The sequence below is a fragment of the Arenibacter latericius DSM 15913 genome (assembly GCF_000424985.1).
GTDB lineage: Bacteria > Bacteroidota > Bacteroidia > Flavobacteriales > Flavobacteriaceae > Arenibacter > Arenibacter latericius.
In genome coordinates this window covers 1-15,590 of record NZ_KE384291.1, presented here as the reverse complement: position 1 = coordinate 15,590, position 15,590 = coordinate 1, and the positions used below count along the sequence as shown (strand labels likewise).

13 protein-coding genes are annotated in these 15,590 nt (G+C 34.4%); 8 read left to right on the top strand and 5 right to left on the bottom strand.

From position 1 onward, the window contains the following. Positions 1-306: 306 nt before the first annotated feature. Positions 307-1,425 (bottom strand): hypothetical protein, encoded by a 1,119-nt coding sequence (locus H344_RS0119185; protein WP_026811743.1) that lies wholly within the window; start codon positions 1,423-1,425, stop codon positions 307-309. Between the two features lie 174 nt (positions 1,426-1,599). Further along, the gene (locus tag H344_RS20885; protein ID WP_084148858.1) at positions 1,600-2,505 is read right to left on the bottom strand and encodes a transporter; all 906 of its coding nucleotides are present in this window, start codon (positions 2,503-2,505) and stop codon (positions 1,600-1,602) included. A 103-nt stretch (positions 2,506-2,608) separates the two neighbouring features. On the opposite strand from H344_RS20885, the gene H344_RS0119175 reads away from it, so the two are divergent. Genes H344_RS0119175 through H344_RS0119160 form a run of 4 tightly spaced genes read left to right on the top strand, consistent with a single transcriptional unit; the run spans position 2,609 to position 8,062 of the window. Continuing rightward, positions 2,609-2,872 carry a DUF4834 family protein gene (locus H344_RS0119175; protein WP_026811742.1) on the top strand — a complete coding sequence of 88 codons (264 nt, stop codon included), beginning with the start codon at positions 2,609-2,611 and terminating at the stop codon, positions 2,870-2,872. Between the two features lie 20 nt (positions 2,873-2,892). Further along, entirely contained in the window at positions 2,893-5,325 is a 2,433-nt protein-coding gene (locus tag H344_RS0119170) for a YfhO family protein (RefSeq protein WP_026811741.1), read from the top strand. After that, the gene (locus H344_RS0119165; protein ID WP_026811740.1) at positions 5,325-6,608 is read left to right on the top strand and encodes a glycosyltransferase family 4 protein; all 1,284 of its coding nucleotides are present in this window, start codon (positions 5,325-5,327) and stop codon (positions 6,606-6,608) included. Before H344_RS0119170 ends, H344_RS0119165 begins: the two co-directional genes overlap by 1 nt. Further along, the gene (locus H344_RS0119160; RefSeq protein ID WP_026811739.1) at positions 6,599-8,062 is read left to right on the top strand and encodes a lipopolysaccharide biosynthesis protein; all 1,464 of its coding nucleotides are present in this window, start codon (positions 6,599-6,601) and stop codon (positions 8,060-8,062) included. The genes H344_RS0119165 and H344_RS0119160 overlap by 10 nt, the downstream gene beginning before the upstream one ends. 71 nt (positions 8,063-8,133) lie before the next feature. Here the strand turns inward: H344_RS0119160 and H344_RS0119155 are convergent, their stop codons facing one another. After that, on the bottom strand, positions 8,134-9,504 hold the full coding sequence (locus H344_RS0119155; RefSeq protein WP_026811738.1) for a hypothetical protein: 1,371 nt from the start codon (positions 9,502-9,504) through the stop codon (positions 8,134-8,136). A gap of 218 nt (positions 9,505-9,722) precedes the next feature. Next, entirely contained in the window at positions 9,723-12,518 is a 2,796-nt protein-coding gene (uvrA, locus tag H344_RS0119150; protein ID WP_026811737.1) for an excinuclease ABC subunit UvrA, read from the bottom strand. A 321-nt stretch (positions 12,519-12,839) separates the two neighbouring features. Here uvrA and H344_RS0119145 point away from each other — a divergent pair, with 321 nt between their 5' ends. From H344_RS0119145 to H344_RS21940, 4 genes are all read left to right on the top strand, one after another. Continuing rightward, positions 12,840-13,421: an RNA polymerase sigma factor gene (locus H344_RS0119145; protein WP_026811736.1), complete on the top strand. Its 582-nt coding sequence runs from the start codon at positions 12,840-12,842 to the stop codon at positions 13,419-13,421. A gap of 73 nt (positions 13,422-13,494) precedes the next feature. Then, the gene (locus tag H344_RS21945) at positions 13,495-13,638 is read left to right on the top strand and encodes a hypothetical protein (protein ID WP_169514996.1); all 144 of its coding nucleotides are present in this window, start codon (positions 13,495-13,497) and stop codon (positions 13,636-13,638) included. A 549-nt stretch (positions 13,639-14,187) separates the two neighbouring features. Then, the gene (locus H344_RS0119135) at positions 14,188-14,769 is read left to right on the top strand and encodes an RNA polymerase sigma factor (RefSeq protein WP_026811735.1); all 582 of its coding nucleotides are present in this window, start codon (positions 14,188-14,190) and stop codon (positions 14,767-14,769) included. Between the two features lie 72 nt (positions 14,770-14,841). After that, on the top strand, positions 14,842-14,985 hold the full coding sequence (locus tag H344_RS21940; RefSeq protein ID WP_169514995.1) for a hypothetical protein: 144 nt from the start codon (positions 14,842-14,844) through the stop codon (positions 14,983-14,985). Positions 14,986-15,309: 324 nt separating this feature from the next. Here H344_RS21940 and H344_RS20880 read toward each other — a convergent pair. Further along, positions 15,310-15,590: transposase (locus H344_RS20880; RefSeq protein ID WP_026811159.1), on the bottom strand; the 281-nt coding region annotated here is incomplete at its 5' end.

The following is a 15,590-nucleotide window of genomic DNA, read 5'->3' as shown; positions in this document are numbered from 1 at the left end:
TCGCCCAAAAGAAACGAAACAAAGAAAAAGGCGCCTTCTCCTATGAATTTTTTCGACACCGAGGTCGAAAAACCATGGGCCAAACTCCGCGTCGCTACGTTCCTTCGCTCCTGATTTCGGAGCTTTGGCCCATTATTCTGAGGATAAGGAATTTTGCTTCGCTATTTAAATAGGATATTATTAAAAAGATACCCAAACTTAAGTTAGCTAAAGTTCGTGTTCTCGGGCTTGCCCGAGGGAAGAACTCAGTACTCATTTCTCAATTCTCAATACTTTGTACTAACTACTTTGTACTTAATACTATAGTTACAGATCCTTCCGGAAAGTGCTTCTTTTTTTATATACTTTGGGATCAAAATGCTTCCAAAGTTGACGGATGGCTATATTATCTTCCAATTCGGGAGTTCTTATACAGGTTTCTATTCCTTTTTCCGTAAACGTTTTATGGTATTCATTAAATATAACGGCAGTAACTCCTTTGTTTTGGTATTCTGGATGTACTCCTATTAGATAAAACATTACCTCCTTGCTATTTCTTTTTGCGTTAAGTAGGTGATACCACCCAAAAGGGAATAGTTTTCCATTTGCCTTTTGCAATGCTTTGGAAAAAGACGGCATTACAATACCAAAGGCTATCAATTTGTCGTCCTTATCTAGAACAAATTTTATATATTCTGGGTTTATAAATGAGATATACTTTTTCTTGAAATAATTCTTCTGCTCGTCGGTCATAGGAACAAAAGAAGAAAGTTTGGCATAACTTTCATTAAAAAGGTCGAACATCTGATCTACCATTGGCATTACTTCTTTAGTGGAAGTGAAATTCAGCTCCTTTACCCCGTAACGTTTTTTCACTAGGGTGTTTGCCTTTTTAAAAAACTTAGGATCAGCATTGCTAAAAGGAAATATACTTTCTAAGTACCCTTTTTCTTTTACAAATCCAAAACGCTCAAAATGCTTTGCATAGTAGGGGTAATTATACCAGGTAATCATAGTGCTAATATGGTCGAATCCTTCGGTTAGTACTCCAACCTTATCCATATTGGAAAAACCAACAGGTCCTTCCATATATGATAGATTATGTTTGCTGCCAATCTCTGCTACTTTATTAAACATGGCTTCACTAACTTCATAGTCATCGATAAAATCGAACCAACCGAAGCGCATTTTTTTTACATTTTGATGGTTAATTTCTATACCGTTTATTATAGCAGCAACACGCCCCACTATCTTATTGTCTTTATACGCCAGGAAAAACCAAGCCTCAGCATCTTTAAAAACGGGGTTTATAGTTTTGTCAAAAGAGGCCATTTCATCACTAATTATAGGAGGTACCCAATAAGGGGAGCCTTTATATAGTGTAAATGGAAATTTAACGAAATCCTTTAATTCCGATTTATTTGTTACTTCTTTTAACGTGACCATACTTTTACTTTTCTATAATCAATATTAGGGATATTATCTAATAGGAAAAAGTGGATAGATATATTTTTAAAAATCAATTTCACTAATAGGCAATTTTTCAGCTTTCTAGCTTTTATTCGTTACTATCTCCAGCATATTCTTCCTTTTAATAGGATCTAAGTTTCCACTTGTAGGCTAGTGCACTATGTTTCTAATTTTATCCTCGTGCATATCTAACCTATAAGACATGCCTATGCCACCAAATATCCTGCTAGGAGTATCTTTAAAGTTTGTTCCAAAGTTAAGATCCACTTGTATATTATTACTAAGAAGATGTGCCAATCCGCCACGTAATAATATATCTGCATAGCGGTCACTTTTAATACCTTGATTTTCTAAAAAGACACTCCATCTAGGATTGTTAAGGGTATGGGAAAGAGAGATGGTATAATTCCATTCTGGAAATTCCGTTCCAATGCGGTCATAGGCAATATTGGATATTAGCTCCATTTTAGAAGTAACCCTGCTTTGGGTTACAATCATCGCCCTTGGAGAAACTACATTTTCCCCCTTATAATAGGGATTGTCCCCAAAAACAAAATTAGCGCCGTAATAAATAGATATTGCAGGTATTAGATTTTTGAGCTTAAACTTATTATTATCTTTCCAACTATATAAATTGGGTTTATTGCGATTTGGATTCCTAAAAGGGTCAAAAACTAAAAGTTTAAGGCCTATGCGATTCCTTGAGAAATCGGAATTTGTTATTTCTACACCCGTATTTAAATAGTTTAGAGATTGATGATCAAAAGTACCCTCGTAACTTATTTCCAAAGTTTCAAAAAATAAACCATAGCGCAATGCAATATCTGTACTTAATAATTCCGATTCTGTTGCTAATTTTGAATGATCTCGTAGTTCGTATCCTACCCCTAACTCTGCTTGTAGTACATTGCTGCCCAGCGCATAAGCACTAACGGAAAGACCAGGTCTATTGGAGTTTATTATTTCAGTATATTGTGAAAAACCACAGAAAGGAATTAAAGCAGCAGCAACAATAAACAGCAGGTTTATTTGTTTCTTGGAAACATAATATGTCATAGGTGCTATATTTATTATTATTTTAAGAGATTTGACTTATTAATACAATCGTATAATTGTATTTTTGAATATATATATTCCGTTGTAAATTTAGTTAACAAATATGGGTTTTTTAAGAACACTGCTAATAATAATCTTAGTTTACTATGCGCTTAAGTTTTTAGCGAAATGGTTAGCCCCAATTATGTTTAGGTATGCGGCAAAAAAAACAGAGAAACATTTTAAAGAGAAATTTAATGGTTTTCCTGGTCCCGACCAAAATGAAGAGTCTCGAGTAGGGGATATAATTATAGAAAAGAGACCCAAAAAACAAAGAAAATCCACCAATAAAGTCGGAGAGTATATCGATTTTGAGGAAGTTGAATAACCATTTACCATTTATTAGTCATGAGAAACGGTCTTAGAGCCTTTTTTGTCCATTTTTTTGTAACCGCATTTTTTATCATTGTAGCCCTTGCCTATTTCCATCCCGTTTTACAAGGGAAAGTAATAGAACAGTCTGATATTGTTCAGTTTACTGGAATGGCAAAAGAACAAAACGATTTTAGGAGTAAAACTGGGGAAGAGCCCTATTGGACCAATAGTGCATTTGGAGGTATGCCTACTTATCAGTTAGGAGCTTACTACCCACACGATTATGTGTATAAGCTAGATAGGATTATCCGATTCTTACCTAGACCTGCAGACTATTTGTTTATTTATCTAATAGGGTTTTATATTTTACTATGCTGCCTTAAGGTAGATTATAAATTGGCGATTTTGGGGGCTTTAGCCTTTGGGTTTTCTACTTATATGATTATTATTCTAGGGGTAGGTCATAATGCCAAGGCCCATGCTATTGGGTACATGCCAATGCTCTTAGGAGGTATAATATTGGTTTTTAGAAAGAAATACCTATGGGGATTTTTACTTACAGCTATTGCTATGGCATTAGAAGTTGGGGCTAATCACTACCAAATGACCTATTATTTTATGCTGTTAGTACTAGTGCTTGGGGCTGTTTATTTAATAGATGCTATTAAGAAGAAAGAACTACAACACTTTGGTAAATCTGTAGGCTTACTATTAGTAGCAGTCTTTTTAGGTGTGGCTGCAAATGCAACTAGTCTTTTAGCTACTAAGGAGTATGCCGATTGGAGTACTAGAGGTAAATCTGAACTTACCATAGATCCGCAAGGAAATGCAGTTCCAGAAGGGGCTGGTTTAGATAGGGAATATATAACTCAATACAGTTATGGAATAGCAGAGTCCCTTAATTTATTTGTACCCAGACTTTTTGGTGGATCTAATAGTGAGAACTTGGGTACTCAATCTGAAACATATAGTTATTTAACAGAAAATGGAATTCCAAGAAATAAAGCATTGGAATTTTCTAAGGGGCTACCTTTATATTGGGGAGACCAACCAATTGTTGCTGCTCCCGCTTATATTGGGGCCGTTGTGTTTTTCCTTTTTGTTTTAGGATTGTTTTTAGTTCGTGGTAAGGTAAAATGGTGGCTTTTGGGAGGTACTATTATGGCTTTGTTATTGTCTTGGGGGAAAAATTTTGGTTTGTTGACCGATTTTATGATCGACTACTTTCCCTTATACAACAAGTTTAGAGCTGTTTCTTCAATACAGGTCATTTTGGAATTGTGTGTACCAGTATTAGCTATCTTAGGATTGGCGGCACTTTTTAATAGCGAAGAGAATGAATCTAAGAAGTTAAAAGCACTAAAGAATTCTGTTATTATTACTTTCGGACTCGGGGTGTTTTTATTTCTAATAAAAGGACTATTCACTTTTACAGGTCAAAGTGACGAAACATTAAGGCAATATTACGGTGATGATATTCTAGCTCTTATTAAGGCCGATCGTAAGGCGGTGTATAACTCTGATATATTTAGATCCTTAATCTTTATAGGATTAACAGCCATAGTGGTTTGGTTCTTCTTAAAAGGAAAATTTAAACAGCAGTTGGTTGTAGTATTAATTGGCATTTTAATGCTGTTCGATTTAGTAGGTGTAGCCAAACGTTATGTGGATGAAGAGGATTTTGTAGCGAAGCGAAGAATGTCTGAACCCTTTCAACAGACTGAATTTGATAAACAGATTGCGCAAGATCCAGGGATATTTAGGGTATATGATCCCAATGAAGGAATTAACGGGGCAAGGACTTCTTATTTTCATCAGTCTATTGGAGGTTATCATGCTGCAAAACCCGCTGGACTAGAGGATTTATTTAAATTTCATATCTATAAGGGCAAAATTGGAGTCTTAAGTATGCTTAACGTAAAATATGTAATACAACAAGATGAAGAGGGTAGAAGCTATCCCGCCCAAAATCCAGATGCTAATGGCAATGCATGGTTTGTAGATAACCTAATACCAGTTAAAAGTGCCAATGAAGAAATTATGGCATTGGATACTATGAATTTAAAGCGGAATGCGGTATTTAATGGCGCTAAGTTTTCGCAGGAAAAACAGAAACTTCAATTAGATTCTATAGCTCAAATTGAATTAACAAACTACAGTCCTAATCACCTTACCTATAAGTCTCAAAATTCTAATGCTGGGGTAGCGGTATTTTCAGAAATGTATTATCCACATGGATGGAATGCGTATATAAATGGGGAATTAACCGATCATTTTAAAGTAAACTATGTACTTAGAGGCTTGGAAGTTCCTGCTGGGGAGCATACTATAGAATTTAAATTTGAACCAGAAATAGTACAAACAGGGTCCAAGATTACTATGGCGACTTCTATAGTTATTGGGTTGATTATAATTTTTGGAGTGGGGTTTGGCTTTAGGAAATCGGGAAATAATACCACCGACTAATGCAAAAGGTACTTATTATTACATATTATTGGCCTCCCGCAGGGGGTCCTGGAGTGCAGCGTTGGTTAAAATTTGTTAAATACTTACCGCATTTTAATGTAGAGCCAATAGTTTATGTGCCCCAAAACCCAAACTATCCCATTACGGACGATTCTTTTACCAATGCGGTTCCAACGGGAGTGAAGGTTTATAAAAAGAAAATTTTTGAACCTTATGGGTTGGCAAGTATCTTTTCTAAGAAAAAAACTAAGCAGATTAGTTCTGGTATTATTCCTACGAAGAATCAGACTCTCTTGGAAAAATTACTATTATGGATTAGAGGTAATCTTTTTATTCCCGATGCTAGAAAATTCTGGGTTAAACCTTCAGTGAAATTTTTATCCCAACTGATAGAAGAGGAAAATATAAGTACTATTATCACTACTGGTCCACCGCACAGCGTGCACTTAATAGGGCAACAATTAAAAAGGAAGTCCAAGGTTCAGTGGATAGCAGATTTTAGAGATCCCTGGACGTCCATCGGATATCATGATAAATTAATGCTTACAGCAGCTTCTCAGAAAAAGCATAAACAAATAGAGCGTGCAGTGCTTAATGAGGCCGATAAAATCATTGTGACTAGTAACACCACTAAATTGGAGTTTACTCAGTTGACCAATAAACCTATTGCTGTGATTACCAATGGCTTTGATAGCTATGAAGAAGCTCCTATTTCTTTAGACTCCACTTTTACTATATCCCATATAGGTTCTCTCTTATCTGGGAGAGATCCATTACACTTATGGAAAGCATTATCAGAGTTGGTAGCTGAAAATGAAGCTTTTAAACAATCATTACGGATAAAACTTGCTGGAGTTATTAGTAAGGATGTTCTAAAAAGTATAAGGTCGTGTGGACTTGAACCTTATTTAGATTTACTAGGTTATCTTAGCCATAAGGAAGCTTTGCAGCTGCAAAGGAGCTCACAGGTTTTACTATTATTAGAAATAGATAGTGATGAAACTAAGGGAATTATTCCCGGGAAGGTTTTTGAGTATATGGCAGCAAAAAGACCAATTTTAGGAGTTGGTCCAACGGATTGGGAGGTTTCAAATCTCGTTGAAGCCTCTAATACTGGAAAAATCTTTGATTATAATCAGTTTAAGGAGATTAAGGGTATCTTGTTACAATGGTTTGAACAATATAAAAAAGGAGAGCTAGAGTTACCACTTGCAAAAACTGATCAATTTCATAGAAAAGAACTCACCGCCAAACTAGTCAAGTACATCGGAAAATGGGAATAGTTTTAAAACAATCTTTGAACAATACCTTAATCACCTATTTTGGTTTTGTAATAGGAGGAACCAATCTACTTTTTCTATATACCCGTTTTTTAACAGATGAATATTTTGGACTTGTTAATGTAATATTATCTGCTTCCGCAGTGTTAATGCCTTTATTGGCTTTTGGGGTTCCCAACACTCTTGTAAAATACTTTGCAGGTTTCCAAGAAGGTAGGAGTAGGGATTCTTTTTTAACCCTAATGTTATTGTTACCATTGGTTTTAATTTTTCCGTTAGCACTAATTTCCCAAATAGCTAATGAGGCTATAGGTGACTTTCTTTCTAAAGAAAACCCTGTGGTAAAAGGCTATGTATGGCATATATTTTTAATAGGTGTAGCAATGGCCTATTTTGAGGTTTTCTATTCATGGGCTAAGGTGAAGATGAAATCTGTTTTTGGAAATTTTATGAAGGAAGTCTTTAGTCGTATTATTATTACTACACTTCTACTATTAATTTACCTTGATGTTATTTCTGTAGTGACATTTCTAAATATACTTGTCCTAATCTATCTGTTTAGAGCCTTAATTATGATGGGGTATGCTCTAAAACTTCAAGGATTAAAACTGAATTTAAAGCTTCCTGATAATACTATGGAAATGGTAAGCTATAGTGCATTAATAATTTTAGGAGGCTCGGCGGCTATAGTTTTATTAGAGGTAGATAAGGTGATGATTAATCAGTTTATTGAAATAGAAAACGTAGCTTATTACAGTGTAGCAGGGTATATCGCTATTACCATTGCTGTTCCTTCAAGATCTATGCATAATATTACTTACCCTTTAACAGCAGAAATCCTTCATAATAATGACATTAAAGGTTTAAAAAGATTATATCAGAAAAGCTCTCTCACGTTATTTATAGTATCGGGACTTCTATTTTTACTGATTGTATTAAACCTTCATGATCTATACGACTTTTTACCAGAAAGCTATCGGGGCGGCTATATGATTGTTGTTATTTTAGGCTTAGCCAAAGTGTATGATGCCTTATTGGGAAACAACAATGCTATTCTTTATAATTCAGATTTTTATAAAGCTTTACTGCTAATGGGGGTATTATTGGCTATACTGACTATTCTATTAAATTTATGGTTAATTCCACAATATGGATTAGATGGAGCCGCAATAGCTAGTTTCTTAGCCTTTTTTATTTATAATACTATTAAGCTTATTTATGTAAAGGTTAAATTTAATATTCAACCAATTACAAAGGAAACTGCTAAAGTGTTTTTGCTTTTAATAGGGATAAGCTCACTCTTATATTTTGTGAAACTTCCATTTCATCCTCTTATAAATATCCCCTTAAAGAGTTTTCTTATAGTGGTTCCTTATGTCTTTGTGTTATACCGGTTTAAAATTTCCGATGATGTTTATGGAGTTTTATCCAAATACATGGAAAAGATTAGGAGGTAATATTAATGTAAAAGAAAACCCCGTAGGAACTAATTCGCTACGGGGTTAAACAACCAACCTAAAAACTAACTTTATTGATTTCTAGAACTTCTGCTTCTACTTCTAACTGATGTAGACTTGCTAGTTGATCTAGACGGTGCTTTACTTACAGTCCTAGCACTTGTGTTTTTACTGCTAACCTTGGGGCGACTTGGTGCTGAACTTCTTACCGCTCTAGTGTTACTATTTCGGTTAGAAGAATTACTTCTTATCGCTGTATTACGTGTTGCTGATGAATTACTTTTTTTGCTAATCGATGTTCTATTCTGGTTTACTGTACTTGTAGCTCTACTATTTCTCTTAACTGCTGTAGGCTTATAAGTGGAACTATTTCCATTACTATTAGATCTAATCGTGGTACTTCTACTAATGTTACCTTGATTGCTGTTCCCTTTAGTGTTGCTCCTAATAGAGGTAGATCTAGTAACAGCACTGTTTCTATTGTTGTTACGCGCTGTAGTATTTCTGCTAATAGTACTTCTGTTATTATTGTTGCTAGAGCGTGCAGTAGCACTCCTATTTACGTTGTTTGTCGCATTATTGTTAGAACGTGCCGAAGTTCTACTATTAACGGTACGGTTGTGATTACTATTAGAACGCGCTGATGTGCTTCTAGAATTTCCTAGATTATTCCTTAAACCTTCATTTCTACTGCTAACACTTCTAGATCTAGCGTTGCTCTGACGTCTATAGCTATTATCTCTAACTGCAACTCGCTTATCATTCCTATATACAGAACGTCTTTTTTCGTGCGATTTGTGGTACTTATAATTGTGACCTAATTTAGCATAAGGCTTACGATAGTTGTTGTAATAAGGTCTGTAATAGGTGTATCTTACAGGAGTGTAATACCTTCTATAAGGAGTATTATATACAATGTTGAATCCGACAATTGGTCTAGCAAAGTACCTATGAAAAGGTCTGTAAACATAATGCCTGTTATATATATTAACATATCCTTTGTGATGGCTATAATAACCGTTGTTATTATAGTAAACATACAATCCGCCTAATCTTCTTACTCTTCCATTTCGGTATCGTATATCTACATCACCTATCTGTGAAACTCTACCGTAATAATCATAATAGATTGGAACATTCTCTACTTGTATTACAGCCCCATAATCGTCGTATTGCACATAAGGGTTATAGTTATAACCAGAATTAAAGGTAATATTGGTATGACCAAAACTTACGTTTGCATTTACGCCAACCCTTTCGTCAATATAAAAATCGAACTCCCCATCTGGAAACACCGAAAATGTGATTCCATTTTCAACAAATATAAAAGAGTCGTTGTATCTATAAGTATTGCTAGTTGCAACCTTATCTTTTGCGATAGCTGCTGTAGCACCAGAACTGCTAAAAACAAGCGTTATAAAAAGGAGTATTAAGTTTCTCATAATATAAGGTTTTAATATAGTGTGCAATTATTTGCGTTCGTTTGTTATACTCCAAACAACATGCCAAAAAATGCAAAAACCTTACAAGTTGTTGAAATTCAATTAAATAAAAGTTTTAAGAAATTTCACAGCCTTTTAAAAATCTAACTGAACGAACAAAATATTCAAAACACAGCTTACTTTTATCGTCTAAATTCCATTATATAAATCAAGCTAATTTAAGCTAGTTTGCTGCTGTGTAATTTTTCTTTTAAATAGGTAGCGGTATAAGATTCTTTGTTTTCTGCTACAATCTCGGGAACGCCTTGAGCTAGGAGATGGCCTCCTTTTTCACCCCCTTGGGGTCCTAAGTCAATAATATAGTCGGCACATTTAATTAGATCTAAATTATGTTCTATTACCACTATGGAGTGACCTTTAGAAAGTAGGGCATCAAATGATTTAAGTAGTTTTTTAATATCGTGGAAATGAAGTCCGGTTGTAGGCTCATCAAAAATAAATAGGGTTTTGTCTTTGGTAGTTCCCTTTACTAAAAATGAGGCTAGTTTTATACGTTGTGCCTCTCCACCAGAAAGGGTAGAGGAAGATTGCCCTAAAGTTACATACCCCAAACCAACGTCTTGTAGTGGTTTTAGTTTGTTTACTATTTTAGATTGATTGTTTCTTTCGAAAAAATCAACAGCATCATCAATGGTCATATTGAGGATATTATCAATATTAGCATCTTCAAACTTTACCTCTAAGACTTCTTTTTTAAATCTTTTTCCGTTACAGGTCTCACATTCTAGATGTACATCGGCCATAAATTGCATCTCCACTGTAATTTCTCCTTCCCCCTTACATTTCTCACAACGACCACCTTCTACGTTAAAGGAGAAGTGCTTTGGTTGATATCCTCTTAGTTTGCTAAGTTTCTGTGAGGAAAATAAGTTTCTTATATCATCATAAGCTTTGATATAAGTTACGGGGTTAGACCGTGAAGATCTTCCTATTGGATTTTGGTCTACGTACTCTACATTTTTTAGTGTCTTAAAATTGCCATTAATGCTGGTAAACTGTCCAGCTTTCTCACCAAAACCTCCAATTTCTTTGAGTACTAATGGATATAAGAGTCGTTTTACTAAGGTACTCTTTCCGCTACCGGAAACACCTGTAATAACAGTCAGCACATTTAAGGGGAAGGTAACATCTATGTTCTTCAGGTTATTTTCCCGAGCTCCTTTAATCTCTATATGGTTTTTAAAGGTTCGTCTTTTCTTTGGAACTGCTATTTCCTTAGTGCCATTTAAATAGTCTGCGGTGAGGGATTTGGATTTGCATATTTGGGCAAGTGTCCCTTGGGCTACTACTTCCCCGCCATGGGTACCTGCTTTTGGGCCAATATCTATAACCTCGTCTGCAGCTTTCATAATATCTTCATCGTGCTCTACAACAATAACTGTATTGCCTAAATCACGAAGTGCTTTTAAAACAACTATTAGGTTTTCTGTATCCTTAGGATGTAGCCCAATACTAGGCTCATCTAGAATATACATAGATCCCACCAAACTACTTCCAAGGGAGGTAGCAAGATTTATACGTTGACTTTCTCCTCCAGAAAGGGAATTAGATTTTCGGTTAAGGGTTAGGTAATTGAGCCCCACATTATTTAAAAATCCTAACCTGCTTTCTATTTCCTTAAGTAATCTTGTTGCAATTTTTTCATCGTTGGCATTCAACTTAAGATCGCTGAAAAATGCTATTAAATTTTCTATAGGCAATTCAACCAGATCGGAAATGGATTTCCCCGCAACTTTTACATAATCTGTTTCCTTTCTCAGACGTTTACCTTTACAAGTGGTACACTTAGTTTTACCTCTGTACCTAGATAACATTACCCTGTTTTGTATCTTATAGCTTTTTTCCTCTAGTTTTTCAAAAAACTTATTGAGGCCTGTAAAATAACTATTTCCTTCCCATACCAGCTCTTTTTGTTCCTGGCTTAGTTGATACCAAGGCTTATGGATAGGGAAGTCAAACTTATACGCAGTATTTACAAGTTTATCCCTATGTTTCCCCATACTTTCTCCATGCCATGGATAAATGGCATTTTCGTAAACAGAAAGGGAAGTATTGGGAATTACTAATTCTTCATCTATGCCAATTACATCGCCATAGCCTTCACAAGTAGGGCAGGCTCCGTAGGGGTTGTTAAAGCTAAATAGATGTACGTTTGGTTCCAAAAAAGACAAACCATCCAATTCAAATTTATTACTAAAATGGGTGGTGTTTCCAGTAGATAATTCCTGGATAATACACTCACCTTTGCCCTCAAAGAACGCCGTATCAATTGCGTTTCCTAATCTATTGTAAAAATCCTCATTATCCTTAAAGATGATACGATCTACCACCAAATGAAACTCCCTGCCAATATCTTTAATATCATCATCAATTCTTAAAACTTCTCCCTGATATAAAATTCTAGCAAATCCTTGTTTAGAAAATAATTGGAGTGATTTAATTGGATCTCTATCTTCACTAACTTTAATTGGGGCTAGTAGTAATAACTTGGTGCCTTCCTCGAACTTTTTTATATGTTCTAACACATCGGTTACTGTATGTTTTTTAACCTCCTTGCCAGAGATAGGGGAGTATGTTTTCCCTATTCTAGCAAATAGTAGCTTTAGATAATCATATATTTCTGTAGTAGTCCCTACTGTAGACCTCGGGTTAGTAGAATTCACTTTTTGCTCAATGGCAATAGCGGGAGCGATACCTCTAATGTAATCTACCTTAGGCTTGTCTAACTTACCTAAAAACTGTCTGGCATAAGAGGATAGACTTTCCACGTATCTACGTTGACCTTCGGCATAAAGCGTATCAAATGCTAAGCTAGACTTCCCAGAGCCAGATAGTCCGGTTATAACCACTAGTTTATTCCTAGGGATTACGACATCTATATTCTTTAAATTATGGAGCTTAGCTCCTTTAATTATAATGTTATGCTTTGGGTTGATATCTTTTAGCGCAGTCATACTTTTATTTATGGCTGCAAAGATACAATATGTGTAAATTAATCGCTAGTGATATATGAACTCCATCTAGAAAGTACCAAATACTAATATATAAATAGAAGTTATTTTTGTTCTATAGAATGAAATTGTCCGTTTACCTAAGATATTGGTCAGCTGTGCAAATAATTTACTAATTAGATTTAATTTTTTATATATTTGAAATTCATCAAACCAATTAGTCTATACGTAACACAATTACTTTTTAAATAATTTAATGTGCTTTTCTAGCCCCTAATGCAGGGGTTGATTTTATTGTTAAGCTTTAAAAAAAAAGTAATTAGTATGGAACTATTAATTGAGGATTCGGTATTGGTTAAAAAATATATACAGGGAAACGAAAGGTCTCTAGAGATATTAATAAACCGACACAATAAACGCCTAAGTAGCTTTATTTACTCCAAAGTTCAAGACCGAGAAGTTACAGAAGACATTTTTCAGGACACCTTTATAAAAGTGATAAAAACTTTAAAAAGAGGTAAGTATAATGAAGAAGGTAAATTTCTGCCTTGGGTCATGCGAATATCCCACAACCTTATTATAGATTATTACAGAAAGAGTCAAAGGTTACCCAAATTTGAAGTGAGTAACGACTATAACCTTTTTTCTTTGATGAGTGATGATAATCTGAATGCTGAGCGACAATTGATTAAAGAACAGATTGATTATGACCTTAAGGTAATTATAAAAGAGCTTCCAGTAGAGCAGCTAGAGGTATTGGAAATGCGGATTTTTAAGGATATGAGCTTCAAGGAAATTTCAGAAAATACCGGAGTAAGTATCAATACAGCATTGGGAAGAATGAGGTATGCTTTAATCAATCTCCGCAAACTTATAGATAAATACAATATAGTTTTAACGAATTAATCAACGGTAAAACGGAATGTTAGGGGACTTTAGTAGGGGATAGTTTATCTTTTTAGCCGAAAACTTATTCCCCATGGAGAAATTTTACGTTAATGCTAAGGATAACTGTACCCTAATTTCTACTTCCTCTTCTAAAATAGATTTTTTATTAAATTACTCTAAATCACTCCGTATTATTGAATGTGACGGTGAAGACTTGGAGCAAAACCTTAATTAACATTGAAATATACGTTCATCAAGGGTTTGTATAGACAACTATAGCCTGTAGAAGTTAAATCTATACAAAGAACTCCCTTAAGCTGATCCTAGTTTGCCCCTCAAAGAATTTATAATAAATTGTTATAGGGAGCCTACCATTACCCTTCTTTCTTCATACTCACAACAGACTTACAATATCATATTATAATAATGGTATAAGGAATCCCATAGTTGATTTTTCGGTATCGCTACTTCTTGGAATTAAGTTCTATTCTAATATATATAACTTCAGGAGGGTACAGAAGAGAAATTATAAAGTGCATTTTAGCAATCCGCTAACTACATATTTCGATAATTATTATGGTGAAAATAATAAAATCGACGTTTGACATCGTTTAATGCGAGTTTGACAACATACTTTTTACCCAGCTTCATCATTTCTATACTTTTAACCTGAAGTTAGTTCTCTAGAACATTATAAGGTTCACCACTTTAGAATCTAACAACAGATAAATAAAATGACCAACCCAAAAGGAAGGCGCCTAATTAACCAAAAAAAACGATTAGTATGGAATTGCAAAAAGATGACTCAGTTTTAGTAAAGGATTACATTAATGGTAATGAGAAAGCTCTAGAAATTTTAATCAATAGACACAACCAACGTATTAGTAGTTTTATTTACTCTAAGGTGCTAGACAGGGATGTTACTGAAGATATTTTTCAAGATACTTTTATAAAAGTAATTAGAACTTTAAAAAAAGGATCCTATAGTGAAGAAGGAAAGTTTTTGCCCTGGGTAATGAGAATTGCACATAATTTGGTAATAGATCACTTCAGAAGAAACAAAAGGATGCCCAAGTTTGAGGGGAGTGAAGACTTTAATATATTTTCGGTAATAGGAGATGATAAATTAAATGTAGAGAAACAACTAATCAAAGATCAGATTGATTCTGATTTAAATAGTTTAATAGATGAATTACCTGAAGATCAAAAAGAAGTTCTTTTAATGAGAATTTATAAGGATATGAGTTTTAAAGAAATTTCAGAAAATACGGGAGTTAGTATCAATACTGCCTTAGGAAGGATGCGTTACGCCTTAATTAACCTTAGAAAGATTATAGAGAAAAATAATATTGTTTTAACTAATTAATGAAAGCTTTGGATTGTTAAGGCAATATTTCCAATATAGTGGCGTTATCTAATCAAACAATACTATAATCTTATGGAAAAAATTTACTCTGACAACCCAAATAAGTGTAAACTTGCCACAGCTAGCCAAGAAACTGTGAACTTTTTGATGAGCTATTCCAAGTCGTTACAGATTATTGAGTGCGATAATATTCAGTTTGAAAACAACCTAAATTAGTTATATTTCTATAGGAATAGCGCATTTAATTATGTAAACATTTCTGCTGTATCATATTTAGGTACGTTAAATAGGTAATGAAACATAATTCATGGCCAATTTTAAACATAAAGCTTTTGACTTTACCTTTTAGTTGAGTTTATATGTTGATTTTTATCTGTAGCTATCTAAAATAATAAGGATTGCTTATGGTGTAATCAATTGTATTCACGAATGGCGAATAGAATGCTTAGCGCTATAGAAAAAATGGGTTTAGCACTTTATATCTATTGACACTATCCCGCAATTTGTGTAAGTAGAAAATAGAGGGTGCTTAAGCATAACTTAGAGTTTGACTCTTTCTTCATATAAAGTCAGGAATTGATTGAGGATAATTCCCCAGTTCCTGATGGGCATCGACCATTTTTTTGTTGCTTCCCTCACAGCCAAATATACAGATTTCATTACAGCCTCATCGGTAGGGAACGATAATTTATTTTTGGTGTACTTCCTGATCTTGCCATTTAAATTTTCAATCAGGTTGGTGGTATAGATTATCTTTCTGATTTCCAGCGGAAATTCATAGAAGACAGTTAGGTCTTCCCAATTGTCTCTCCAGCTTTTTA